Annotated in this window: 20 protein-coding genes; 14 read left to right on the forward strand and 6 right to left on the reverse strand. The window is 69.3% G+C overall.

What is annotated here, in order from left to right:
* Position 1: 1 nt before the first annotated feature.
* Both AS857_RS28255 and AS857_RS28260 read right to left on the reverse strand, forming a co-directional pair.
* Entirely contained in the window at positions 2-895 is an 894-nt protein-coding gene (locus AS857_RS28255) for a zinc ribbon domain-containing protein (RefSeq protein ID WP_058046013.1), read from the reverse strand.
* Between the two features lie 224 nt (positions 896-1119).
* Complete coding sequence (locus AS857_RS28260; RefSeq protein WP_245700714.1) at positions 1120-1509, reverse strand: DUF3592 domain-containing protein; 390 nt, start codon at positions 1507-1509, stop codon at positions 1120-1122.
* A gap of 232 nt (positions 1510-1741) precedes the next feature.
* Here AS857_RS28260 and AS857_RS28265 point away from each other — a divergent pair, with 232 nt between their 5' ends.
* From AS857_RS28265 to AS857_RS28290, 6 genes are all read left to right on the forward strand, one after another.
* Entirely contained in the window at positions 1742-3649 is a 1908-nt protein-coding gene (locus tag AS857_RS28265) for a Flp family type IVb pilin (protein ID WP_058046015.1), read from the forward strand.
* A 29-nt stretch (positions 3650-3678) separates the two neighbouring features.
* The gene (locus AS857_RS28270; RefSeq protein WP_058046016.1) at positions 3679-4263 is read left to right on the forward strand and encodes a hypothetical protein; all 585 of its coding nucleotides are present in this window, start codon (positions 3679-3681) and stop codon (positions 4261-4263) included.
* A 114-nt stretch (positions 4264-4377) separates the two neighbouring features.
* The gene (locus AS857_RS28275; RefSeq protein WP_107105671.1) at positions 4378-6345 is read left to right on the forward strand and encodes a hypothetical protein; all 1968 of its coding nucleotides are present in this window, start codon (positions 4378-4380) and stop codon (positions 6343-6345) included.
* A gap of 46 nt (positions 6346-6391) precedes the next feature.
* Positions 6392-6967 (forward strand): hypothetical protein, encoded by a 576-nt coding sequence (locus AS857_RS28280; RefSeq protein ID WP_058046017.1) that lies wholly within the window; start codon positions 6392-6394, stop codon positions 6965-6967.
* Between the two features lie 92 nt (positions 6968-7059).
* Positions 7060-7863, forward strand: coding sequence for a prepilin peptidase (locus AS857_RS28285; RefSeq protein WP_058046018.1), 804 nt, complete (start codon positions 7060-7062; stop codon positions 7861-7863).
* Between the two features lie 297 nt (positions 7864-8160).
* Positions 8161-9276 carry a hypothetical protein gene (locus tag AS857_RS28290; RefSeq protein WP_058046019.1) on the forward strand — a complete coding sequence of 372 codons (1116 nt, stop codon included), beginning with the start codon at positions 8161-8163 and terminating at the stop codon, positions 9274-9276.
* On the opposite strand, the gene AS857_RS28295 is transcribed toward AS857_RS28290, so the two are convergent.
* Entirely contained in the window at positions 9260-9622 is a 363-nt protein-coding gene (locus tag AS857_RS28295) for a DUF192 domain-containing protein (RefSeq protein WP_058046020.1), read from the reverse strand. The two genes, AS857_RS28290 and AS857_RS28295, sit on opposite strands and share 17 nt — an antisense overlap.
* A 117-nt stretch (positions 9623-9739) precedes the next feature.
* Here AS857_RS28295 and AS857_RS28300 point away from each other — a divergent pair, with 117 nt between their 5' ends.
* The 3 genes from AS857_RS28300 (at position 9740) to AS857_RS28310 (ending at position 12642) form a co-directional block, all read left to right on the forward strand.
* A complete protein-coding gene (locus tag AS857_RS28300) occupies positions 9740-10642 on the forward strand; it encodes an endonuclease domain-containing protein (RefSeq protein ID WP_245700561.1) in 903 nt (300 codons plus the stop codon).
* A 44-nt stretch (positions 10643-10686) separates the two neighbouring features.
* Positions 10687-11268: a TetR/AcrR family transcriptional regulator gene (locus tag AS857_RS28305; protein ID WP_058046021.1), complete on the forward strand. Its 582-nt coding sequence runs from the start codon at positions 10687-10689 to the stop codon at positions 11266-11268.
* 162 nt (positions 11269-11430) lie between these two features.
* Positions 11431-12642 carry an MFS transporter gene (locus AS857_RS28310; RefSeq protein WP_058046022.1) on the forward strand — a complete coding sequence of 404 codons (1212 nt, stop codon included), beginning with the start codon at positions 11431-11433 and terminating at the stop codon, positions 12640-12642.
* A 329-nt stretch (positions 12643-12971) separates the two neighbouring features.
* On the opposite strand, the gene mgrA is transcribed toward AS857_RS28310, so the two are convergent.
* Positions 12972-14018, reverse strand: a complete 1047-nt coding sequence (mgrA, locus tag AS857_RS28315) for an L-glyceraldehyde 3-phosphate reductase (RefSeq protein ID WP_058047125.1) — start codon at positions 14016-14018, stop codon at positions 12972-12974.
* Positions 14019-14128: 110 nt separating this feature from the next.
* Between mgrA and AS857_RS28320 the strand changes: the two genes are divergently transcribed.
* The 4 genes from AS857_RS28320 to AS857_RS28335 all read left to right on the forward strand — a co-directional run bounded on the left by AS857_RS28320 (position 14129) and on the right by AS857_RS28335 (position 19532).
* The gene (locus tag AS857_RS28320) at positions 14129-14890 is read left to right on the forward strand and encodes an isoprenyl transferase (RefSeq protein WP_058046023.1); all 762 of its coding nucleotides are present in this window, start codon (positions 14129-14131) and stop codon (positions 14888-14890) included.
* A 436-nt stretch (positions 14891-15326) separates the two neighbouring features.
* Positions 15327-16649: a PhoH family protein gene (locus AS857_RS28325; protein ID WP_058046024.1), complete on the forward strand. Its 1323-nt coding sequence runs from the start codon at positions 15327-15329 to the stop codon at positions 16647-16649.
* 490 nt (positions 16650-17139) lie between these two features.
* The gene (locus AS857_RS28330) at positions 17140-17862 is read left to right on the forward strand and encodes an aggregation-promoting factor C-terminal-like domain-containing protein (protein ID WP_058046025.1); all 723 of its coding nucleotides are present in this window, start codon (positions 17140-17142) and stop codon (positions 17860-17862) included.
* Between the two features lie 149 nt (positions 17863-18011).
* Entirely contained in the window at positions 18012-19532 is a 1521-nt protein-coding gene (locus AS857_RS28335) for an AI-2E family transporter (protein ID WP_058046026.1), read from the forward strand.
* 64 nt (positions 19533-19596) lie between these two features.
* On the opposite strand, the gene AS857_RS28340 is transcribed toward AS857_RS28335, so the two are convergent.
* Together AS857_RS28340 and AS857_RS28345 are read right to left on the reverse strand one after the other, a co-directional pair.
* Positions 19597-20136: an alkyl hydroperoxide reductase gene (locus AS857_RS28340; RefSeq protein WP_058046027.1), complete on the reverse strand. Its 540-nt coding sequence runs from the start codon at positions 20134-20136 to the stop codon at positions 19597-19599.
* Positions 20137-20147: 11 nt separating this feature from the next.
* Positions 20148-20702 carry a peroxiredoxin gene (locus AS857_RS28345; protein ID WP_030367520.1) on the reverse strand — a complete coding sequence of 185 codons (555 nt, stop codon included), beginning with the start codon at positions 20700-20702 and terminating at the stop codon, positions 20148-20150.
* Positions 20703-20840: 138 nt separating this feature from the next.
* On the opposite strand from AS857_RS28345, the gene AS857_RS28350 reads away from it, so the two are divergent.
* Positions 20841-21842: a LysR substrate-binding domain-containing protein gene (locus AS857_RS28350; RefSeq protein WP_079110690.1), complete on the forward strand. Its 1002-nt coding sequence runs from the start codon at positions 20841-20843 to the stop codon at positions 21840-21842.
* Positions 21843-21926 lie beyond the last annotated feature (84 nt).

Genomic DNA, 21926 nt, shown 5'->3' on the forward strand with positions numbered 1-21926 from the left:
GTCACTCGGCGGACTGCCCCTGCAGTCCGGCTTCGGGACTAACGACGCCGCTGCGCGACTGTTGGTTCGCATGAGGCGAGAGGGACGCGGAGCAGAACACGCACCGCTCGCCGATGAGCTCCAGTCCGCACCAGGGGCAGGGCTGCCGCTTGACGGAGGCGACGAGCTGGGCGAGCACCGAAGTATCCCCGATCGCCGCGACGAACTCGACCAGTTTGCCCGTCCCCCACCAGCGGAGGGACTCCTGGGGCAACTCCGCCTGGTGGAGGCTCTGGACGGCCCAGGCGGGCGCGAGGGTCGAGGTGACCCAGTCCGAGGCGATCCGTCCCTGAGCCACGGTCAGGTAGGTGCCGAACTGGGGGCCGGCGAGGGCGGCGGCACCGTCGGTGCCGATTTTGATCAGCTGCGGCGTGGGGCTCGCCAGGACGCCGAACTGCGAACCCGGGAGCCAGGACTTCGCATGGGACTTGAGCCCGACAGGTACGTGGTCGAGCTTGGCCACGGAGTTCAGCAGGGCGCCGGCGTACAGGTAGTGGGAGAACAACAGCGCCGCCGAGCCGACGACGCCCGCACCGAAGTCGAAGACGGAGATCTGACGCAGCTGCCGCGCGAGCACGGCCAGCGCCAAGGGCGGCAGATCCACACGTACCAGTGCGATCCTGCCGTTCTCCAGAACCGAACGGACCGTCTGGAGCCTTCGCTCGTGCGGCACGGCGAGGGACGAAGGGTAGAGCACGACCACATGACCGCACTGCTCCACCAGCGCCTGCATGCCGGCGAGAGCGTCGTCCAGTGACTGCTCGCCCGGAGGCTGGAGCACCGCTGCGGACGGCGTCCGCCCGTCCAGCGGCGCCAGTACCAGGTCAGCGCTGGTAACTGCTATCGCGGTCGCCACGTCTGATTCCCTGTCCCCTCCGGACGCCCCGTGCTGCAGGCGACCGCAAATCATTCTCCCCCGTACAACTGCAGCAGCACTTTATCCGCGTCATGGGAGTCCGGAGAACACCATCCCGCTCCCGTGGCAGGGCACTTGGAGAGCCTCAATTAGGGGCAAAAGGGGGCATAGTTCCTCCGTTTTCGGGGGCGCGGCGCGGTCCGGCTGCGCCGCTGGAGCCGAAATCAGCTGAACGCCGCCGGGAGGAATGCAATCCAGAGGGAGCCTGTGACCAGCAGGCCAAAGGCGGGGAGGAGGATGGGCGCGAGGTCTTCCCTGCTTGCGATCGTGGCCGTGCGCTCCGGGTTGGCGGGGTGGTAGTGGGCGACCGTGCGGTAGCCGCGCTGGATGCCTTGCGACACGTCCTCGGAAAACCGGATGCGCCGACCGTCGGCGGCGTCGAACTCGAAGACGTGGTGATAGCTGGTGTCCTCCCGTCCCGAGGACACCTGCACCTCCACGCACTCCGCCTCGGCCTTGAGGCCGTACCGCATCACCTTGAAGACCGTCAGCAGCCGGTGCAGGAAGTACGCCGGCAGCGCCCCCAGGCCGATCAGCCCGGCCGCCGTGATCACCGTCAAGGTCTGCCCCCGTCGCCAAACGAACTTTGGGCCCGGCGTGGGTCCGTGGGCCCATGACCAGGCAGTCCGTGCAGGCTAGCGTGGGCTGGAAGTGATCAAGAATAGAGGGCGCGCGGGCATGGGCGGCACAGGTGGCAGATTTGACACAGGAGGGGTAAATCGCCCGTACGGCGCACCGGATCCACGGCGTACCGGCCCCTTTTTCCCTCTGATCCGTTCGTGGGCCGTGGGCTTTCTCATGCTCTACGGCGTCGGCTACGCACTCGAATTCACCCGACTCGGCGCGCTCCTGACGGATGAGCGGTTGTCCTCTCTGGCATGGCGGCTCATGCTCGTCTGGGCCCCCAACCTCCTCTGCAACACCCTGGCCGGGTGGGTAGCGGCCCGCATCCTTCCCGCAGTATGCAGGGGTTCTTTGCCGCTCACCCTGTTCGCCGCCCTGGGGGCACCCGTACTGGCCTGCGCCGAAATCCTCTTCTCCGGGTGGGGCTTCTGGAGCGCCGAAGCGGTCGGCGTGATTGCGGGAACGGCGATTGCCGGTGGTGGCATAGGAGCCGTCACGGTCTTCCTCGGCGGTGGACGTGGGAGCCACGTCCACTACAACTGGGGCGACTCCGGAGCAACAGCCGTGGAATACATCGGCATGCTTGCGGTGGTTGTGGCGATCATGGTTGCTCTGGCCGCTACGACTCTCGGGAAATCCATTGCGGACGAGATCAAGGCGAAGATCTGCCAGGCCTTCGGAGGATCCTGCTCTACGGGTGCGACGGGCGAAGTCGCTGCGAAGCAGCGCAATAATGATGCTGCCTGGGAGCCGGGTCTGTGCAACACCTTGAATGTCTCGGACGTCGGGGGGCACGAGGTGAAGCTCGGCTGGTTTAAGATCGGCAGTGAGTACGGATTCCAGAAGCAGGACTTCGCCAAGAAGGTGAAGGGCGAGGACGGGAAGTACAAGACTGTCCCGAGGTTCCGCATCACCTTTTCCGAGGCCGGTAAGGTCGGCGCGGGATGGAAGCCCAGATTCGGCATGGAAGCCGGGAAGTTCGACGAGCAGCCGGCCAAGCTGGAGCTCGAGGGCGGCATCAAAGTGACCAGCGGTGACACGTTTGAATTCGGCTCCGCCAAGGAGCGGGATGACTTCATGGGGAAGTTGAACGAGTACGCGGCCGCCAAGGGGCATGCCATGGGCGGGTCGGCGCACGAGTCTCCTGCCGCGAGCAGTGCCGCCCTCAAACGCTTTCTCAAGGTGAAGCGCGAGATCAGTGAGGTCGTTGACGGTAAGAAGATCTCCTACGGCACGGTCGCCGTGGAGGGTTCCGCGAGTGGAGCTCTTGAGTTTTCCCCTGACGAGGCCAAGAAGTTCTCGGGGAAGCTGGGCAAAAAACTGAAGGTTTCGCCTTCTGTGACCGTCACCCACGACAGCATCAACAACCTTGTGGGAAAGACCTACTCCTACGAGCTCGAGGATGCTGAAAGTGCCGAGCTGGGCGGTGTGGGGCTCGGCATGAAGGGCGAGAAGGGCGGCAAGAAGGCGGCAACGATAACGGTCAATCGGGCCCCTGACGGCACGCTCATGTCCATCATCATCACTCACACCAGCCAGACCAAGGGCAGCAGCAAGGCGAGCGGCGATGCCAGCAAGTCGGGTGAAGAGGATCCCGACACCAAGAAGAAGCCGAAGGGCAAGGGCGGCGCGAGCAAGTCGGACGAGGCTACCCAGGCCCATGTGGTCACAAATATGATCAAGTTTGATGATCACTCGACCGACCCGGTTCTGCAGGCGATCACGAAGAGGGATCGCAAAATCGCGAATGACTGGCTGAGTGGCAAGCGCGGCGGCAAGCTGCATCCCATCGATTCCATCTTTTCCAGCGAAGCGCCGACCAGTCAGCCGAAGGATGAGGGTACTTTCGAGTACCTGATATACAAAAAGGGCGTCTCGAGTAAAGCCGACTACGCCGGCGTGACCAATGCCGCCGAATTCGGTTTTGATGTGAACCTCGCCATAGGGGATTTCGGGTACAAGGCCACGTTCTCCAAGGAGGTCCAGCGGATCGGTGATGCCGAGTTCCTCGGCGCCCCGCGGGAGGACGGCACGCGCAACTATGTACCCTTCGGCCTCTGCGCCAAGTGAACGAGTGAGCCGGACGAGAGCGAGTTGCCATGGTCATCACCACGCCACCGAAGCCGTACACCCGTCGTGCGGTCGTCACGATGGGGGCGACCGCCCTCGCCGGCAGCATGCTCACCGGATGCAGCGGCGAGAGCAGCCCGAAGACGCCGGAAGGCTGGGGGACCTTGGACGCCCGGCAGGTGAAGGTGTCCTACCCGGAGGGGTGGAAGCCCGTTCCTCCGGGGCGGGAGGGAAAGAAGAACACCACCAGTGCGACGCTGAGCAAGGATGGCGCTGTCGTCGGTTGGATCGCCGTCCGGCCTTCGTTCATGGCGGCCGGTGACCTCGAACTGGCTGTGGGGGGTGCCACAGCCACCTACGTGCTGGGCGGCGAGTTCAAGAAGTCCAAGGACATCAGGCCGGGTGGCGTCGAGGCCCGCCGTATCGACTACAACCCCCAAGCCTCGAACGGCCTGGACCACTCCCCTCCCGAAGGAACCACCGTCGACGGTACCGATGTTGTCGGCATGGATGCTGAGGACAGGCCGTTCCTGGTGCGCATCATCAGGAAGCAAGGGGCCGTCTCTCCCTCTGACATCGACAAGATCGTCGAGTCCGTCAGGGTGACCGGCTGACCGGCTGACCGTCGGGGCCGGGGGTTCCGAATGGGCCCCAGGGCCCAAGACCCCGGCCCCGTAAGGGCATTAGCGTCCCTCGTGTCGTGATCACGCGAGGGAGGGGCGCGAGGCATGGACGGGGCTGGTGTCAACTGGGGGCGCAGGGCGGCGAATCGTTTCCACGGCGATCCGCCTGAGCCCCGGTTCGGGGTTCTCTTCTCGCTGATGCGGTCCTGGGCCGCCGGCCTCGTGGTGACGTTGGGCGCCGGATACCTGCTGGGCGTCCTCGCCCTGGACGCGCTCGCGACGCCGGAGCGGCTGGAGTCGTTCGGCTGGCGCATGGCGCTGCTCCACGTTCCGGGCGCGGTGGTCATCACCCTGGCCGGGCTGGCCGCGGCGCGGTTGCACAAGGAGCCGTACCGCCACTCGCTCCCGCTCCACCTCCTCGCCGCGCTCGCCGTTCCGGCTGCGGTCACGCTGAGGAACCTGTTCGGCAGCTGGGACATCGTCGTCGCCGAAGGCGTGTGGACGGCGGCGGCTTCCTTGGTCTTCGGCGCCGTGTGCGCCTTGCTCCTGGACCGGTTGTGGGAAGGACGAGGCGAAGGCCGGTCCCGTCACCCCTGGGACGACCTCGGGCAGACGGCCGTGGACTACATCGGCATGCTGGTGGTCGTCGTCGCGGTGATCGCCGGGCTGCTGGCCACCGGGGCCGGCCGGTCGATCGGCGGGCAGATCAAGGAGAAGCTCTGCCGGGCGTTCGGGGGCAGCTGCGGGGGAGACGGGCAGTCGCAGGCGGACGGCAAGAAGGACGCCGATTTCGAGCCTCCGCTGTGCAACATCACCACCGTGTCCGATACCGCGGGCAGCGAAGCCAAGATCGCCTGGTTCAAGTGGGGGAACGAGTACGGCTTCCAGCAGCAGGTCTTCCAGGCGAAGACCGACGTCAACGGGGACGGCAAGGTCGACGGCAAGGACCAGAAGGTCTATCTGACCTTCACCGACGCCGCCTCGGTCGGCGCCGCGGGGGAGTGGAAGCCGGGTCTCAAGGTCGGCAAGCTGGGCACCGACAAGGTCGAGCTGGGCGCCGGCGTCAAGGTCACCAACGGTGATACGTGGGCCTTCGACAGCCCCGAGCAGGCCGAGAAGTTCCGCAAGGACATCGAGGTGATGAAGACCTGGGAGACCACCACGAAGTACGGCGGAATGGGCGGCGGCAACCCGTACGCGGCGTACAAGTACGCCAAGGAGCGGGAGAAGATCGAGAAGAAGCTCGGGGACCGGCACATCGGCTACGGCAAGATCGGCCTGGAGGGCACGGCCGAAGCCGGCCTGAAGATCTCCGCTGCGGACGAGAAGAAGCTCTCCGCTCAGCTGGGCGGAAAGTTCAAGTTCTCGCCCGAGGTCACCTTCACGAACAACGACATCAACGGGACCAAGGCCTACACGTACTCCGCGGGCATGGAGTACGGCGGTAAGACGGGTGTCGAAGCCGGTGGCCTCAGCGGCTCGTCCGAAGGGACGGTCGCCCGCACCGGGACCATGACCGTCACCCGGGACAAGAAGACCGGGAAGCTCACCCGCATCGACATGACCCAGACGATCGACAGGAAGGGCAACGACGGCGGCAAGGCGAGCGGCTCCAAGGACAACGGGAAGGACGGGGACGACAAGAAGGGCGGCGGCGCCAAGGCCGGCGGCAGCTCCAAGACGAGCGACGTCGACCTCGTCACCAACTCGATCGTCTTCGCCGAGGGGGACAAGGGGGACGCCGACCGGGCCACCGCAGAGAAGTGGCTGGACGGATCCGGGGACAACACCGCGCCGTTCACCTACATGTTCGGCGACCACGCGCCGACGAGCCGGCCCGGCGACGACGACCGCTTCGGCCAGCTCCTCTTCGACAAGGGCATGTCCAGCAAGATGCACTACACCGGCGAATCGAGCGCCGCGGAGTACGGCTTCGACCTGACGCTCGGACTCAGCCTGGGCTTCAAGGTGTCCACGGAACACAGCGATCAGAAGCTGGACGAAGCCAAGTTCCTCGGTGCGCCTGCGGACGGGAAGCGTGGATACGTACCGTACAGCTACTGCGCGAAGTGACCAGTGGGGCGTGGCGTGGCCGATGGGGTTGGGAGATGGGAAGGGAATGGACGTGAAGCGTGTGCTGCGCACCCTCAAGGGCGTCGGGGCCGGGGCGTTGGCGGCGGTGCTGATCGCCGGCTGCGGGAGCGAGAAGGAGGCGGGCTCCTCCGCCGCCGAAGGGTGGAAGTCGCTGGACGCCCAGCGGCTCACCGTCTCCTACCCGCCGGGATTCACCGAGCTCAGCGCTGCCGACCGGGGGTCTCACACCGCGGCCGCGGCCACCCTCACGGAGGGGGCCAAGACGGTCGGAAAGGTCGGTGTGCAGATCAACTTCACCACGGCCACGTCGGCCGAGATGGCGGCCATCGGAGCCGAGGCCAGCGTTCAACTCGGGTCGACCCTCGGCGGACAGAAGAAGATCGACGTCCGGGGGACCGATGACGCCCGGCGCGTCGATTACGAATTCACGTCCACCGGCCAGCAGAACACGCCCTCCAAGGGGACCCGGATGACCGGTGTGGACATCGTCGGCATGGACAAGAAGGACGAGGCCTTCCTGGTGCGGATCAATGCCGTGAAGGGGAAGCTGTCCGAGGACGACATCGGCAAGATCGTCGAATCGGTTCGAGTGACCGGCTGACCGGCTGACCGGCTGACCGGGTTCCGTCACCCATGCTCCGTTGGGCCCCCGGGCCCATGACTCCGCCCCCACCCGGTCCGTAGGGTCGTGACGTGCATCTGTCTGTCATCCTTCTCGCTGCCGTCTTCGGTGCCCTGAGCGGATTCCTGGTCCCCCGTGCCGCCTACCGGTTCGCCGTGGAGCCCGAAGAGCCGTGGCGGGCGGCGTGCCCGGCCGGGCACGCGATCACCGGTGTGGCGGGAGGATGGCTCGGCCCCGCGCGCTGCGCTGCACCAGCCACTGCACCGGCCACTGCACCGGGCACCGGACCGGGCACAGAACCGGAGGCGCCCGAGCGTTGCCCCGCCTACGGGCCCGCAGCCGTCGCGGCGCCCCTGATCTGCGCGCTGGTGTGCGCTGCCCTCGCGGCGGCGGTCGGGCCGCGGCCGGAGCTGGTGGTGTGGCTGCTGCTCGCGCCGTTCGCGGCCGTCCTGACCGTGGTCGACGCCACCGTGCACCGCTTGCCGGACATCCTGACGCTCCCCTTGGCGGGCGCAGCCTTGGTGCTGCTCGGTGCGGCGAGCCTCGCCCCCGGCCACGGCGGCTCGTGGACCGGGGCCGTCACCGGTGCGCTCGCCCTCGCCGGCGTGTACTTCGTCCTCTTCCTGATCCACCCCAACGGCATGGGCTTCGGAGACGTGAAGCTGGCGCTAGTCGTGGGCGCCACCTTGGGCTGGTACGGCTGGGCCGTGCTGTTCGTCGGGTTCTTCCTGGGCATCTCGCTGGGAGCGGCCTACGGCATCGGGCTGATGGTGCTGAGGCGCGCCGGCCGGAAGTCGGCCATGCCCTTCGGGCCGTTCATGCTGATCGGCGCCTTCCTCGGGATGCTCCTGGGGGCTGCGAGCGTTTCTGCCTGAGGCCGGGGAACGCAGCCATGCGGAATGCCTGCGCGGATGACACCGGCACGTGCAGGATGGGGCCGGGCCGAATTCGCGATGCCGGGGAGGCGTGTGATGCGGTACCGGCGCAGGCACAGGACTGCCCTCGCGACCGCGGCGGCGCTCTGTGTGCTTCCGCTCGGGCAGGGAAGGCCGGCAGGAGCTGCTGAGGCCGGCAGTTGGTCGGCCTACAGACCGGCAGCGAGCGCGAAGGAGGTCAGCGGCTCCGCGTCCGCCGCGCAAGGGCCGCTGCTGCGACCGGGTACGTACACGGACGTGATCGGCCCCGGCGAGAAGAAGTTCTACGCCGTGGACCTGGACGCGAGATCGGATGCCTACGTCTCGGTGGTCGGGGCGCCCGCACCCGGCGCTGCCGTCAGTCCCGAGGACGGCATCCACGTGGCGCTGCGGCAGGAGGACGGGCGGGAATGCGACTTCGGCGAAGCGAAGTTCCGCGACGCGGACAGCGGCCGTCCCCTGGCCGACTACGCGGTCCGCAGAGCCGGGCCGGATTCGGGCGGGTGCGGGCACGCGGGCCGGTACCAGGTGGTCGTGGAGCGGACCGGGCGGACCGGTGACACCTATCCGACCGAGATCAAGTACATGACGGAACCGGGGCTCAAGGAAGGGACCCTGGCCGTCACGTCCGGGACCGGCAAGTGGAGCCCGACCTCGTTGTCGGTCACGGGCAGGAGCCCGGGACGGGTCGCCGGCGGCACGGGCTTCAACGACGCCCCGGGCGTGGGCAACGGCGTCTGGAAGGACGACCTGCTCCCGGGGCAGACCCGCTTCTACCGGATCCCCGTCTCCTGGGGCCAGCGGCTCTCCGTGGTCGCGGACGTTCCCAAGGCCTTCGCGCCCCCGGGCTTCCACGCCCCCGGCGGCGTACGGGTCGGGCTCAACAATCCGGCGCGAGGTTACGTGGGGGAGTCCGTCGAGGACTACCGGGGCATGCCGAAGTCGGTGTCGCTGAGCACCGCTCCGGTCGCGTACGAAAACCGCCTCCGCGGGCGGTCGGACGCGGCGAACGCGATGCGCGTCGCCGGCTGGTACTACCTGCAGGTGGGGTTGCACCCGAAGGTCGGCGAAGTCGTGAGCCACCCGGTGCCGGTCACCTTGCGCATCGCGGTCGACGGGACGCCCAGGGCCGCACCTGCCTACGACGGCGACGCCGTGGCAGCAGGCTTCGGCGTCACCGCCGACCCCGAAGCCGTGGCCGATGACGGCAGCACGGGACGGGGCGCCCTGCGCGTCATCGGTTATGCAGGCGTTTCCACCGGGAGCGCATTGCTGTGCTGGCTCGGCGGGTGGTGGCTGATCGCACGGCAGCCGGTCCGGCGGTCCCCCGCCCGGTTCCGCGTCCGGACCGGCGGCCTCATGCCTCGACGGTGACCCGCCCCCCGGCCCGCAGGCCCCACCGCTCCATCGCCCCCGCCTCCGCCTCCAGCACGTGCCTGGAGCGCAGGCGGGGGGCGCCGAGACGGCCGGGTTTCATCGTGCGGACCGCCAGGATCCGGAAGTGGCGGTCCAGGTATGCGACGTCGATGGCGAACCGCATGCGGAAGGTGTGGACGCTGCCGGCCGGCGTCAGCAGGACGGCGCCGTCGATGCCGTCCCGGCCGAGGAGTCCGCGGGTGCGTGCCCGGTACGAGGCGGCGATCTCCAGGGGGATCGGTTCGGCGGCGGTCGTGCTGTCGGCGATGCGCAGTGTCGCCCGGCCGTCCTGCCAGCGGCCCATGTGCTGTCCTTCCGTCGGCTTCGTGTTCGAGCGTTGTATCACTCCGCCGGTTGCGGCGTCCGCTCCGCGTTGTCCACAGGGGTCGCCGGACGGGCGGAGATGCGCTGTTCTTGGTGGGTGAAGGCAGATCACCTGCGCCTGCGCGAACTTGCCGTCGCGCAAGGCGGATTCGTGCTGACCTCCCAGGCCGTGGCCGCCGGGCTGTCCCGTGGCGCAGCGGCCCGGTCGCTGCGCCGTGCGGGCTGGACGCGGTTGCACGCCGGGGCCTGGGCGGAGCCCGGCCGGGAGGCCGATCTGAGGCTGCGGTTACGGGCCCTGCAGCTGAACCGCCCGGAGCTGGTCGTGAGCCACAGCTCGGCCGCCGCCGCGCACGGCCTTGTGCTCATACGGCCGTGCAGGCCCGAGTTCACCTCCCGCGTGGGGCGCAGGCGCGCGGTGGACGCCGTCGTCCACCGCCTCCCGCTGGCGGAGACCGAGGTGACGGTGGTCTCCGGCGTCCGGGTCACCACGGCCGTACGGACCCTGTCCGATCTGCTGCGGGCACTGCCCGCCGACGAGGCCGTCATCGCCGCCGACTCGGCACTCGCCAACGGCCTGGTGCGCCGTGACGACGTCGCGCGGGCCCTCGAAGCGGCGCCGCGCCGCCCGCGCACCCGGGCGGCGCGGCAGGCGCTGGCGCTCACCGACCCGGCCAGCGGCTCCCCGGCCGAGTCCAAGGCCCGCCTGGAGATGGGCCGGGCGGGGCTGCACCCGGAGTCGCAGGCCGGGATCACGACGGCGCGCGGGCGTACGGTCCGGCTGGACTTCCTCTTCCGGGCGGCAGGGCTCGGCATCGAGATCGAGGGGTTCGCCTGGCACGGCACGAGAGCCGCCCACCAGAACGACACCATGCGCTTCAACGAGCTCGCCGGCTGTCCGGAGGTCCGCCGCGTCCTCCGTTTCACGCGGGACGACGTCTTCTACCGGCCCCGGCTCATGATCCGCACCATCAGGCGGGCCCTCGACGACCTCCGCTCCTGAGCAACTATTGGAACGGGTGATCCAAAACTGCTACGGTTCCCGTCATGGCCCGACCGAGGAAGTTCGACGAGGAGCGGGCGGTCGACGCCGCGCTGGAGGCGTTCTGGACCGCCGGGTACGAGGCGACCTCGACCCAGGATCTGTGCGATGCCACCGGCCTGGGCCGGAGCAGCATCTACAACACCTTCAAGAGCAAGCACGACCTCTTCCGGCGGGCCCTGCTCCGTTATATGGAGCGCAAGAACGGGAACATCGACGCGGTGCTGGAGAGTGCGATGCCCGCGCGGGAGAAGATCCGGGCGCTCCTCGGCGTCATCGTCGAGGAGGAGGGGCTCCATGCGGAGGACCGGCGCGGCTGTCTGGTCGTCAACACCTGTATCGAGCTGGGGTCCAGGGATCCCGAGGTGGCCGGCGTGCTGGAGCGTGACTACCGGCGGCGGTTCGAGGCACTGAAGGCCGCCATCGAGGCCGGGCAGCGGGACGGAGACATCGACCGTGCCAAGGACGCCGGCGCCCTCGCGCACTTCGTGATCGCGGCCATCGGCGGCATGCGCGTCTCCGCCCGGGCCGGTGTCGGGCGGCAGGCGCTCGAAGGGATCATGCGGACCACGGTCGACGCCCTTTGACGGGGTGTCCGCCTCCTGGGGTGCGGCTCGGTCCCTGCTGCTTTCTTCTCTCCTCTTCTCTCCCTACCTTCCTCTCGTCTTCTCTCTTCTCTTCGCGTGCCTTGATTTTGTACTGATCAATCCAAAACCTTCGCCCCACCAAGAACCAAGGAGCACCCCACCATGCCCCGCGCCGTCTACCTGCTAGCCCTGGGCATCTTCGCGATGGTGACCAGCGAATTCGTCGTCGCCGGACTGATGCCGCAGATGGCCGACGGGCTGGGAGTCACCGTTCCGGAGATCGGCTACCTCATCACCGCCTTCGCGGTCGCCATGGCCGCCGGCGGGCCGTTCCTGACCGTCGCCGTGATGCGGCTGCGGCCCAGGGCCGCCCTGCTGACGCTGTTCGCCGTCTTCCTCGCCGGCAACGTCCTGGCCGCCACCGCCACCACGTACGGCGCGATGCTGGCCGCGCGGATCGTCACGGGCGTCGCCGCGCAGGCCTTCTTCGGCGTCTCGCTGTCCCTGTGCGCCCGGCTCACCCGTCCGGAGGTACGCGGCCGCGCCATCGCCGTCGCCATGAACGGCCTGATGCTCGGCACCCTGCTGGGCCTGCCGCTGTCCACCCTCGTCGGCGAGCACTTCGGGTGGCGCGCCGCCTTCTGGGCCATCTCCGCCCTCGCCCTGTTCGCCGCGCTCTGCACCGCCCTCGGCATCCCCGACCTGGACCGCCCCGCCGAGGGCGGCGACCTCCGCCGGGAGCTGGCCGTCTTCAAGCGCCGCAAGCTCTGGCTCGCGCTGCTGACCAGCACCTTCGTCATCGGGGCGACGTTCTCGGCCTTCAGCTACTTCAACCCCGTCCTCACCGAGGTCACCGGCTTCTCCGCCGGCTCCGTCCCCCTGCTGCTCATCGCCTACGGCGCCGCCACCGTCGTCGGCAACTGGGTCGTCGGGCGCCTCGCGGACCGGTACCCCGTCCGCGTCCTGCTCTGCGGCCTCGTCCTCAACGCGGTCTTCCTCGCCGGCTTCGCCCTGACCGCGCACCTGCCCGTCCCCACGGTGGCCTTCCTGCTGGGCGTCGGCCTCGTCGGCGTCACCATGAACCCGGCGATGGTCACCCGCGTCCAGCGCGCCGGCAACGCCGGCCCGCTGGTCAACTCCATCCACTCCTCGTTCATCACCCTCGGGATCATCATCGGCTCGTCGGTCGGCGGGCTGGCCATCGACGCCTACGGCCTGCGCTCCCCGCTGTGGCTCGGCGCCGCCATGGCCGTCGTCGGGGTCCTCACCCTCGTTCCCGATCTTCCGCGGCGGGGCCTCACCCGTCCGGCGGAAGGTGCCGCCGAACGGACCGCCGACGCGCCCGGCCCCGTCGCGGCGTCAAGGCGGCCGTGATTTTTCCGGACGTTATCGAAGTGTTCCCAAGCGCCGGCCGGAGCTGTCCGCCGAATGGCTGGTTCTACGCTGTAGGCCCAGTGCTGACAGGCCCCTCGGGCCCCCGAACGCACCGGCCCCAACTACTTGTTCAAGATCAAAAAGGTCACCCAGTGTCAGCATCCCGCGCGCCGTCACCCCTGTCGGTGCAACGAGCACGGCCTCAGACCGGTTAAGGTGGAAACCCCCCCTCGGGCCGGTCCGTATCCCCCCCACGGACCGGCCCGTTTTCTTTCCCTCTTGTCACCCACGGTGACGATGCGTGCGTCCCGGGCCGGTCCGCCCCGGGGTCAGCCGCGCCGGGCCCAGATGTTGACGCCTTCGGTGCTTACCGCGAGGGAATCGATCTCCGCCAGTTCCTCATCGGTCAGCTTCGGCGACCCTAGAGCGGCCACATTGGCCTCCAGCTGGCCGACGCTCGACGCGCCGATCAGCGCCGAGGTCATCCGCGGATCGCGCAGCACCCAGCTGAGCGCCAGCTGGGCGAGCGTCTGCCCGCGCCGCCCGGCGATCGCGTTCAGGCCGCGCAGCCGGCCCACCACGTCCTCGGTCAGCAGCCCCGGGTCCAGCGACTTGCCCTGCGACGCGCGCGAGCCCTCCGGGACGCCGTGCAGGTACTTGTCGGTGAGCAGGCCCTGCGCGAGCGGCGCGAAGGCGATGCAGCCCATGCCCTCCGCCTCCAGGGTGTCGAGCAGGCCGTCGTCCTCCGTCCACCGGTTGATCATCGAGTAGGACGGCTGGTGGATCAGCGCCGGCACGCCCATCGCGCGCAGCAGCCGGGCCGCCTCGGCGGTCTGCTCCGCGCTGTACGAGGACACGCCCGCGTAGAGCGCCTTGCCCTGCTGAACGGCGGACGCGAGCGCGCCCATCGTCTCCTCCAGCGGGGTTTCCGGGTCGAACCGGTGCGAATAGAAGATGTCGACATGGTCGACGCCCATCCGGCGCAGCGACGCGTCGAGCGAGGACAGCAGGTATTTCCGCGAGCCCCACTCGCCGTACGGCCCGGGGTGCATGAGATACCCGGCCTTCGTGGAGATCAGGATCTCGTCGCGGTACGGCCGGAAGTCCTGTGCGAAGATCTTGCCGAAGTTCAGCTCGGCGGAGCCGGGCGGCGGGCCGTAGTTGTTGGCCAGGTCGAAGTGCGTGACACCGAGGTCGAAGGCACGGCGCAGAATGGCGCGCTGCGACTCCAGGCTGCGGTCGTCACCGAAGTTGTGCCACAGTCCGAGGGAGATGGCGGGCAGCTTCAGCCCGCTGCGGCCCGTTCGCCGGTACTCCATGGCGTCGTAGCGGGAATCGGCCGCACGATAGTGAGCGGAATGTGTGGAATCGGTCATGTGCATCTGACTATCACGGTCTTGTGACAGACCGAGTTGGGTTCCCGTGACACGCGGGCAGTAATGTGGCGCCCTCGGGGCGACCGCCGTGGCTTGGAGGGGCTGGAAACGTGAAGTTGCGCGACCTGGTGTACAGGCTCTACGCACGCCGGGTGGAAGGCCGCCTCGACCATGCGCAGGTGCCCAAGCACATCGGCGTCATCCTCGACGGCAACCGCCGCTGGGCGCGGGCCGACGGCCGCACGACCGAGCAGGGTCACCAGGCGGGCGCCGACAAGATCTCCGAGCTGCTCGGCTGGTGCGCCGAGACGGACGTCGAGGTCGTCACCCTCTGGATGCTCTCCACCGACAACCTCGACCGCCCGGCCGTGGAGCTCAACCCGCTGCTCGGCATCATCGAGAACACGGTGCGCGGCCTCGCCGCGGACGGCCGCTGGCGCGTGCACCACGTCGGCACGATGGACCTGCTGCCCGCCCGGACGCAGTCGGTGCTGAAGGAGGCCGAGCAGGACACGCTCGGCACCAGCGGAATACTGGTCAACGTGGCCGTCGGCTACGGCGGCCGGCAGGAGATCGCGGACGCGGTGCGCTCGCTGGTCCTCGAAGCCGCGGAGAACGGCACGTCCTTCGAGGAACTGGCCGAGACGGTCGACGTCGAGCACATCACCAAGCACCTCTACACGCGCGGCCAGCCCGATCCGGATCTCATCATCCGCACCAGCGGTGAACAGCGGCTGTCCGGCTTCATGCTCTGGCAGAGCGCGCACTCGGAGTATTACTTCTGCGAAGTCTTCTGGCCGGCTTTCCGGAAGGTCGACTTCCTGCGCGCATTGCGGGATTATGCGGCGCGTCACCGGCGGTACGGTTCCTGAGGCGTTTGCGCTGCGAATGGATCCGGCTGGGGGTGCGGGGGTTATCCCCCGCAAGGCGCTGTGCGGCGCGCCACCGGCGGTACGGTTCCCTGAGGCCCCGCGGCCGTAACTCCCTCTGCCACCGGTACGGCTCCTGACGGACCGGTGGCTCACCACGCCACCGCATATGCCGTTGCATGGTCAAGCGGTCCAGCGGGAATATCCCCTGCAGGCCGACGGTCTGTCCTAAGACCGTCGCTCTGCCAGCGGGCGGCATGGGGCCGCCCGCCCGGGAGGCCCTTTGCACACGGACGACGACCGTGCGGACCGAGCGGCCCTGTCAGGCCGCGCGGCCGCCCGCGGAGGGCCGCAGCCGGGCCCTCGAAGGGCTCCGATCCCGGCCCATTCCCCGGCGACGCCGTCGCGCCCCGACCTCCCCGAGGGGGTTCGTCCACCCGTGGTGACCAGCAAGAAGCGCCGTGAGAACGACCGGCGCACCTACGTCCTCGACACCAGCGTCCTGCTGGCCGACCCAGGCGCCATGTCCCGCTTCGAGGAGCACGAGGTCGTGCTGCCCGTGGTGGTGGTCACGGAGTTGGAGGCCAAGAGGCACCACCCCGAGCTCGGTTACTTCGCGCGGCAGGCGCTGCGTCTGCTGGACGCGTACCGGGTGCAATTCGGCCGACTGGATTCCCCGATTCCGATCGGTGAACTGGGAGGGACGCTCAGGGTCGAGCTCAACCACTCGGATACGGGCATACTGCCCGCCGGTTTCCGCCTCGGTGACAACGACTCGCGCATCCTCGCGGTCGCCCGCAACCTCCAGGCCGAGGGGTACGACGTCACGGTCGTCTCCAAGGACCTGCCGCTGCGGATCAAGGCGTCGGCCGTCGGCCTGCTGGCCGAGGAGTACCGCGCGGAGCTCGCGATCACCGACTCCGGGTGGACCGGGATGGCGGAGCTCACCGTCACCGCCGAGCAGGTGGACGAGCTCTTCGCCGCCGAGGCCGTCCACATCCCGGAGGCCGTGGAACTGCCCGTGCACACCGGTCTGGTGCTGCAGTCCGAGCGGGGCAAGGCGCTCGGCCGGGTCGCGGCCGACGGCTCGGTGCGGCTGGTGCGCGGCGACCGCGAGGCGTTCGGCATCCACGGCCGCAGCGCCGAGCAGCGCGTCGCGCTCGACCTGCTGCTCGATCCCGAGATCGGGATCGTGTCGATGGGCGGCCGGGCCGGCACAGGCAAGTCCGCGCTGGCGCTGTGCGCGGGGCTGGAGGCCGTCCTGGAGCGGCAGCAGCACCGCAAGGTGATGGTCTTCCGGCCGCTGTACGCGGTCGGCGGGCAGGAGTTGGGGTATCTGCCGGGCAGCGAGGCGGAGAAGATGAGCCCCTGGGCCCAGGCCGTCTTCGACACCCTCTCGGCGGTGACGAGTTCCGAGGTGATCGAGGAGGTCACCGGGCGCGGCATGCTGGAGGTGCTGCCGCTCACCCACATCCGCGGCCGGTCACTGCACGACGCCTTCGTGATCGTGGACGAGGCACAGTCGCTCGAGCGGAACGTCCTGCTGACCGTCCTCTCCCGCATCGGCGCCAATTCGCGCGTCGTGCTCACGCACGACGTGGCGCAGCGCGACAACCTCCGTGTGGGGCGGTACGACGGCGTGGTCGCCGTGGTCGAGAAGCTGAAGGGGCATCCGCTCTTCTCGCACGTCACGCTCACGCGTTCGGAGCGTTCGCCGATTGCGGCGCTGGTGACCGAAATGCTGGAGGAAGGCCGGATCTGATGCGGCTCGCCGGATAGGGCTCGTCCGTTACGGAGAGGAGACGGCGGGCCCATCCCGTCCGGCCCATCCGGCGCTTCCCCGAAGGGCGTTACCCGAAGGCCTTCCCTGAAGGCCGTTGCTCGGTGGCGCGCGGCAAAGTCAAGGAGCTTAGCCGCGCGCCGCTGTTGTGCGTCGGGCTTTCCGGAAACGCCCAGGCATAAACGAGGTGTGACCTTTCCCACGTAACCCGGAATTGCCTCCGGGCAACCCGGTCGGGCAGAGTCTGGGTCCTGTCAGGCCCCGCATACGGCACTTCGTCCCCTCCTCGGGGCGGTGCAGAGCAGATCCAGAACTGAACAGCGTCGCCGTATGCCGCCCGAGCGTCACGCGGACCTCCCTTGCGGGAGGCCCCACGGGCCCGTGCCTTCTGTGACCGATTACGGAGGCCAGCGCCAGGGGCACGATCGCGCTCGCGAGGTCACCCATGCGGGCGTTGCTGGAAGGAAAACGTGTGAGCCGGATTTCGGTCCGGGGATTCGCCGTGGCATCCGCCACCGCGGTCACCACCGTCGGCGCCGTCGTGGGTGTCGCTGCAGGCCATGACCAGGGTACGAACGACCGGGTCGAGGCGACCGCAGCGGACACGACGCTCCTCGCGGACATCCCCGCAGGACAGAACGTCCGGGCACAGGCCGCTTCCCTGACCCAGCAGGCGGACACGCAGTCCGAGGCGGCCGAGAGCGCGGCCAAGAAGGACGCCGAGGAGGCCGCGCGCAAGCAGGCCGCCGAGGACGCCACCGCGAAGAAGGAAGCCGCGGACGAGGCCGCCAAGAAGAAGGAGGCCGAGGAGAAGGCCAAGGAGCGCGAGAAGGAGGAGAAGGAGCAGGTCAGCAGCCGCTCTGCGACTCGCGACGCCTCGTCCTTCCCCGCCAAGAGCTCCTACTCCGTCGCCGAGGTCAAGGCGATGGCCCGCTCCATGGTCCCCGGCGACCAGTTCCAGTGCTTCAGCAACATCGTGAACAACGAGAGCACCTGGGACTACACGGCGGAGAACCCCTCCTCCGGCGCGTACGGCCTGGTGCAGTCGCTCCCCGGCTCCAAGATGGCCTCCGCCGGCGCCGACTGGCGGACCAACCCCGCCACCCAGATCAAGTGGGGCCTCGGCTACATGAACGAGCGCTACGGCAGCCCCTGCGGCGCCTGGTCGTTCTGGCAGGCCAACCAGTGGTACTAGGGCGCACCGGCCGCGCCTAGCGCCGGTCACTTCCCCGCCCTCGCAAGCCCCCGGTCCTCACCAGGCCGGGGGCTTGGCTGTCTTCCCGCGTCACCCGTCAGGGGTAACGTTCACCCTGGCCACGGGGGAGTGGGGGTAGAGGAAGAGAAATGTCCAGATTGCCACGATGGGTCGGTGGCGTGGGAGCGGGTCTGACCCGTCTCGCCCGGCGACTCGAGGAGCGCACGGCCGAGGTGGAGGGCGCGGCACCGGCCGCCGACGCCACCGGTGCCGCCGGCGCGCCCGAGTCCGGCCGCGCCGCCGACCCTGCACGCGCCTCCTTGCCGATACGTTCCGGCTCCGCCGGTGACTCCACGGGCTCCACGGACTCCGCGGGCTCCGGCGCCTCTGCCGGTTCCGCCGGTTCCGCCCCGGAGCATCCGGGGTCCGCAGCCGGAGCCGCACCCGCGCCCGCCGCAGGCGACCCCGCACCCGAGCACGTACCGCCGCCGCCCGGGTACGCACCCGCGGTCCCGGCGCGCCCCGACCCCGTGGCCGCCGTGCCCTGGGGCGTGCGGGTCGCGGCCGAGGTCGCCTGGCGGCTGCTGATCCTGGCGGGCACCCTCTGGGTGCTGATGCGCGTGATCAGCTCGGTCCGCCTGGTGGTGCTGTCCTTCGTCGCCGGCCTGCTGATCACCGCGCTGCTGCAGCCCACCGTCGCCTGGCTCAAGCGCCGCGGCGTGCCGCGAGGGCTCGCCACGGCCATGACCTTCATCTCCGGCTTCGTCGTCATGGGCCTGGTCGGCTGGTTCGTGGTGTGGCAGGTGACGGACAACCTCGACGACCTGTCGGGACAGGTGCAGCAGGGCATCAAGGACCTGAAGCACTGGCTGCTCACCAGCCCGTTCCACGTCACCGAGAACCAGATCAACAACATCGCCGACAACCTCAGCACGGCCATCGGCGCCAACACCAAGGACATCACCACCGCCGGCATCGAGGGCGTCCAGGTGATCCTGGAGGTGCTGACCGGCATCCTGCTGGCGATGTTCAGCACGCTCTTCCTGCTCTACGACGGGCCGCGGATCTGGGAGTGGCTGCTGAAGCTGTTCCCGGCGGCGGCGCGCGAGGGCGTGGCGGGCGCGGGCCCGCGCGCGTGGGCGACGCTGACCGCCTATGTGCGGGGCACGGTGATAGTGGCCCTGATCGATGCGATCTTCATCGGCATAGGGCTGTTCTTCCTCAAGGTGCCGCTCGCGGTGCCGCTGGCCGTCTTCATCTTCCTGTTCGCCTTCATCCCGCTGGTCGGTGCCGTGGTCTCCGGCGCGCTCGCGGTGGTCGTGGCGCTGGTGACGAAGGACGTCTTCACGGCCCTGATGGTGCTGACCGTGGTGCTCGCGGTGCAGCAGATCGAGGGCCATGTGCTGCAGCCGTTCATCCTCGGCCGCGCCGTGCGCGTCCACCCGCTCGCGGTCGTGCTCTCGGTGGCCGCGGGCTCCCTGGTCGCCGGCATCGGCGGCGCGGTGGTCGCGGTTCCGCTGGCCGCGGTGACCAATACGGTCGTCGGCTATCTGCGGGCCTACGCCAAGGACAAGGCCCTGGCCACGGCGCCACCGGACGAACCCGTCCCCGGCGGACCCGTTCCGGACGGCCCCCGCCCGGACGGGGCCCCATCGGGACCGTCCAGCTGAACACATACGTGTGGGCCCCGGCCGTAACGGCCGGGGCCCACACGCATCTGAGGAGGAGAGCAGATCAGGCGTTGTCCGCCAGGACCTTCTCGGCGTCCAGGGTGGCGCCGACGGCCTGGAGGACCGCGGCGATCTTGAACGCTTCCTGGATCGTCTCGCGCGAGACGCCCGCCTTGCGGAGGACCTGCTCGTGCGAGTCGAGGCACAGGCCGCAGCCGTTGATGGCCGAGACGGCCAGCGACCACAGCTCGAAGTCGACCTTCTCCACGCCCGGGTTGCCGATGACGTTCATCCGCAGGCCCGCACGCAGGTTGCCGTACTCCGGGTCCGACAGCAGGTGCCGGGTGCGGTAGTAGACGTTGTTCATCGCCATGATGGCGGCGGCCGACTTGGCGGCCGTGTACGCCTCGGGCGACAGGTTGGCCTTGGCGACCGGCTCCAGCTCGCGCAGCACGATCGGCGAGCGGGTCGCGATCGCGCAGGAGAGGACGGTGCCCCACAGCTGCTGCTGCGGCAGGTCGGAGTTGCCGATGACCGAGCCGAGGTTCAGCTTCAGGTCCTTGGCGTAGTCCGGTATGGCGGACTTCAGCTCATCGAGCGCCATGGGAGATCAGCTCACTCGCCCGCGAGGAGCTTGACCGCGTCGAGGGTCTCCTCGCCCTTGGACCAGTTGCAGGGGCACAGCTCGTCCGTCTGCAGGGCGTCGAGGACCCGCAGGACCTCCTTGGGGTTACGGCCGACGGAGCCGGCGGTCACCATGACGAACTGGATCTCGTTGTTCGGGTCCACGATGAAGACGGCGCGCTGGGCGTAGCCGTCCTCGCCCTCGACGCCGCAGGCCTGCATCAGCTCGTGCTTGGCGTCGGCCAGCATCGGGAAGGGCAGGTCGCGGAGGTCCTTGTGGTCCTTGCGCCAGGCGTGGTGGACGAACTCGGAGTCGCCGGAGACGCCGAGGATCTGGGCGTCACGGTCGGCGAACTCGTCGTTCAGCTGGCCGAACGCGGCGATCTCGGTCGGGCAGACGAAGGTGAAGTCCTTGGGCCAGAAGAAGACGACCTTCCACTTGCCCTCGTGGGTCTTGTTGTCGATCTGCGCGAAAGCCTTGTCCGCGTCGAGGTCCACACAAGCGGTCAGGTCGAACTCGGGGAACTTGTCACCGACAGTGAGCACGCGCTCTCCTTGCAGCGAGCGGGAAGCTCCCGTGACAGGAGTTTCCCTCGGGGTTGGACATGAGCAACCCTGCCACAGGAGCCATTGATAACGGAAATAGCTAGACTGGGAGATGTTGATCGGAGGTACTTATCAGTCATGTCGTCTGCACCGCACGCACCACAGGCGCCGGCCGTGCCGGCCGTGTCGTCCATAGCCCCGGGGTCGCGCCCCCGCCAGCCCAGCCTCGCCCAGCTGCGGGCCTTCGTCGCCGTCGCGGAGCACCTGCACTTCCGTGATGCCGCCACCGCGCTCGGGATGAGCCAGCCCGCGCTCTCGGGCGCCGTCTCCGCGCTGGAGGACATCCTCGACGTCCAGCTCCTCGAGCGTACGACGAGAAAGGTGCTGCTCAGTCCCGCGGGGGAGCGGCTCGCCGCCCGGGCCCGCACGGTCCTCGACGCCGTCGCCGCCCTGATGGAGGAGGCCGACGCGGCCCGCGCGCCCTTCACCGGCGTCCTGCGCCTCGGGGTGATCCCGACCGTCGCGCCCTACCTCCTGCCCACGGTCCTGCGCCTGGTCCACGACTCCTACCCCGACCTGGACCTGCAGGTCCACGAGGAGCAGACGTCCTCGCTGCTCGACGGGCTCACCCAGGGACGGCTGGACCTGCTGCTGCTCGCCGTGCCGCTCGGCGCGCCCGGCGTCAGCGAAATCCCCCTCTTCGACGAGGACTTCGTCCTGGTCACCCCGCGCGACCACTGGCTGTCCGGGCGCGGCGACATCCCGCGGGAGGCCCTGCGCGAGCTGGAGCTGCTCCTCCTGGACGAGGGCCACTGCCTGCGCGACCAGGCGCTGGACATCTGCCGGGAGGCCGGCCGGACGACCGGCGCGGCGGTGACCACCAGCGCGGCCGGCCTGTCCACGCTCGTCCAGCTGGTGGGCGGCGGCATGGGCGTCACCCTGCTGCCGCGCACGGCCCTGCGCGTCGAGACCGAGCGCAACGAACAGCTCTCCACCGGGCACTTCGCCGACCCGGTGCCCTCGCGCAGGATCGCCCTGGCGATGCGCACCGGGGCGGCGCGGCAGGGGGAGTTCGAGCAGTTCGCGGCGGCCCTGCGGACCGCGATGCGGAAGCTGCCCGTACGGATCGTCAACGGGTGACCGGGTGCGGGCCGGACCGGGTGCGGGCCGGCCCCGTACGCCCCTGACCGACCGCCACAGTCCGTACGTCCCGGTCACCCGCCC

The organism is Streptomyces roseifaciens, from assembly GCF_001445655.1.
GTDB classification, from domain to species: Bacteria; Actinomycetota; Actinomycetes; order Streptomycetales; family Streptomycetaceae; genus Streptomyces; species Streptomyces aureoversilis.

Coding starts and splice junctions, on each gene's coding strand:
- AS857_RS28305 (WP_058046021.1), top strand. CDS start 10,687: ATGGCCCGACCGAGGAAGTTCGACGAGGAGCGGGCGGTCGACGCCGCG.
- AS857_RS28350 (WP_079110690.1), top strand. CDS start 20,841: ATGTCGTCTGCACCGCACGCACCACAGGCGCCGGCCGTGCCGGCCGTG.
- AS857_RS28280 (WP_058046017.1), top strand. CDS start 6,392: ATGGACGTGAAGCGTGTGCTGCGCACCCTCAAGGGCGTCGGGGCCGGG.
- AS857_RS28310 (WP_058046022.1), top strand. CDS start 11,431: ATGCCCCGCGCCGTCTACCTGCTAGCCCTGGGCATCTTCGCGATGGTG.
- AS857_RS28340 (WP_058046027.1), bottom strand. CDS start 20,136: ATGGCGCTCGATGAGCTGAAGTCCGCCATACCGGACTACGCCAAGGAC.
- AS857_RS28275 (WP_107105671.1), top strand. CDS start 4,378: ATGGACGGGGCTGGTGTCAACTGGGGGCGCAGGGCGGCGAATCGTTTC.
- AS857_RS28270 (WP_058046016.1), top strand. CDS start 3,679: ATGGTCATCACCACGCCACCGAAGCCGTACACCCGTCGTGCGGTCGTC.
- AS857_RS28295 (WP_058046020.1), bottom strand. CDS start 9,622: ATGGGCCGCTGGCAGGACGGCCGGGCGACACTGCGCATCGCCGACAGC.
- AS857_RS28335 (WP_058046026.1), top strand. CDS start 18,012: ATGTCCAGATTGCCACGATGGGTCGGTGGCGTGGGAGCGGGTCTGACC.
- mgrA (WP_058047125.1), bottom strand. CDS start 14,018: ATGACCGATTCCACACATTCCGCTCACTATCGTGCGGCCGATTCCCGC.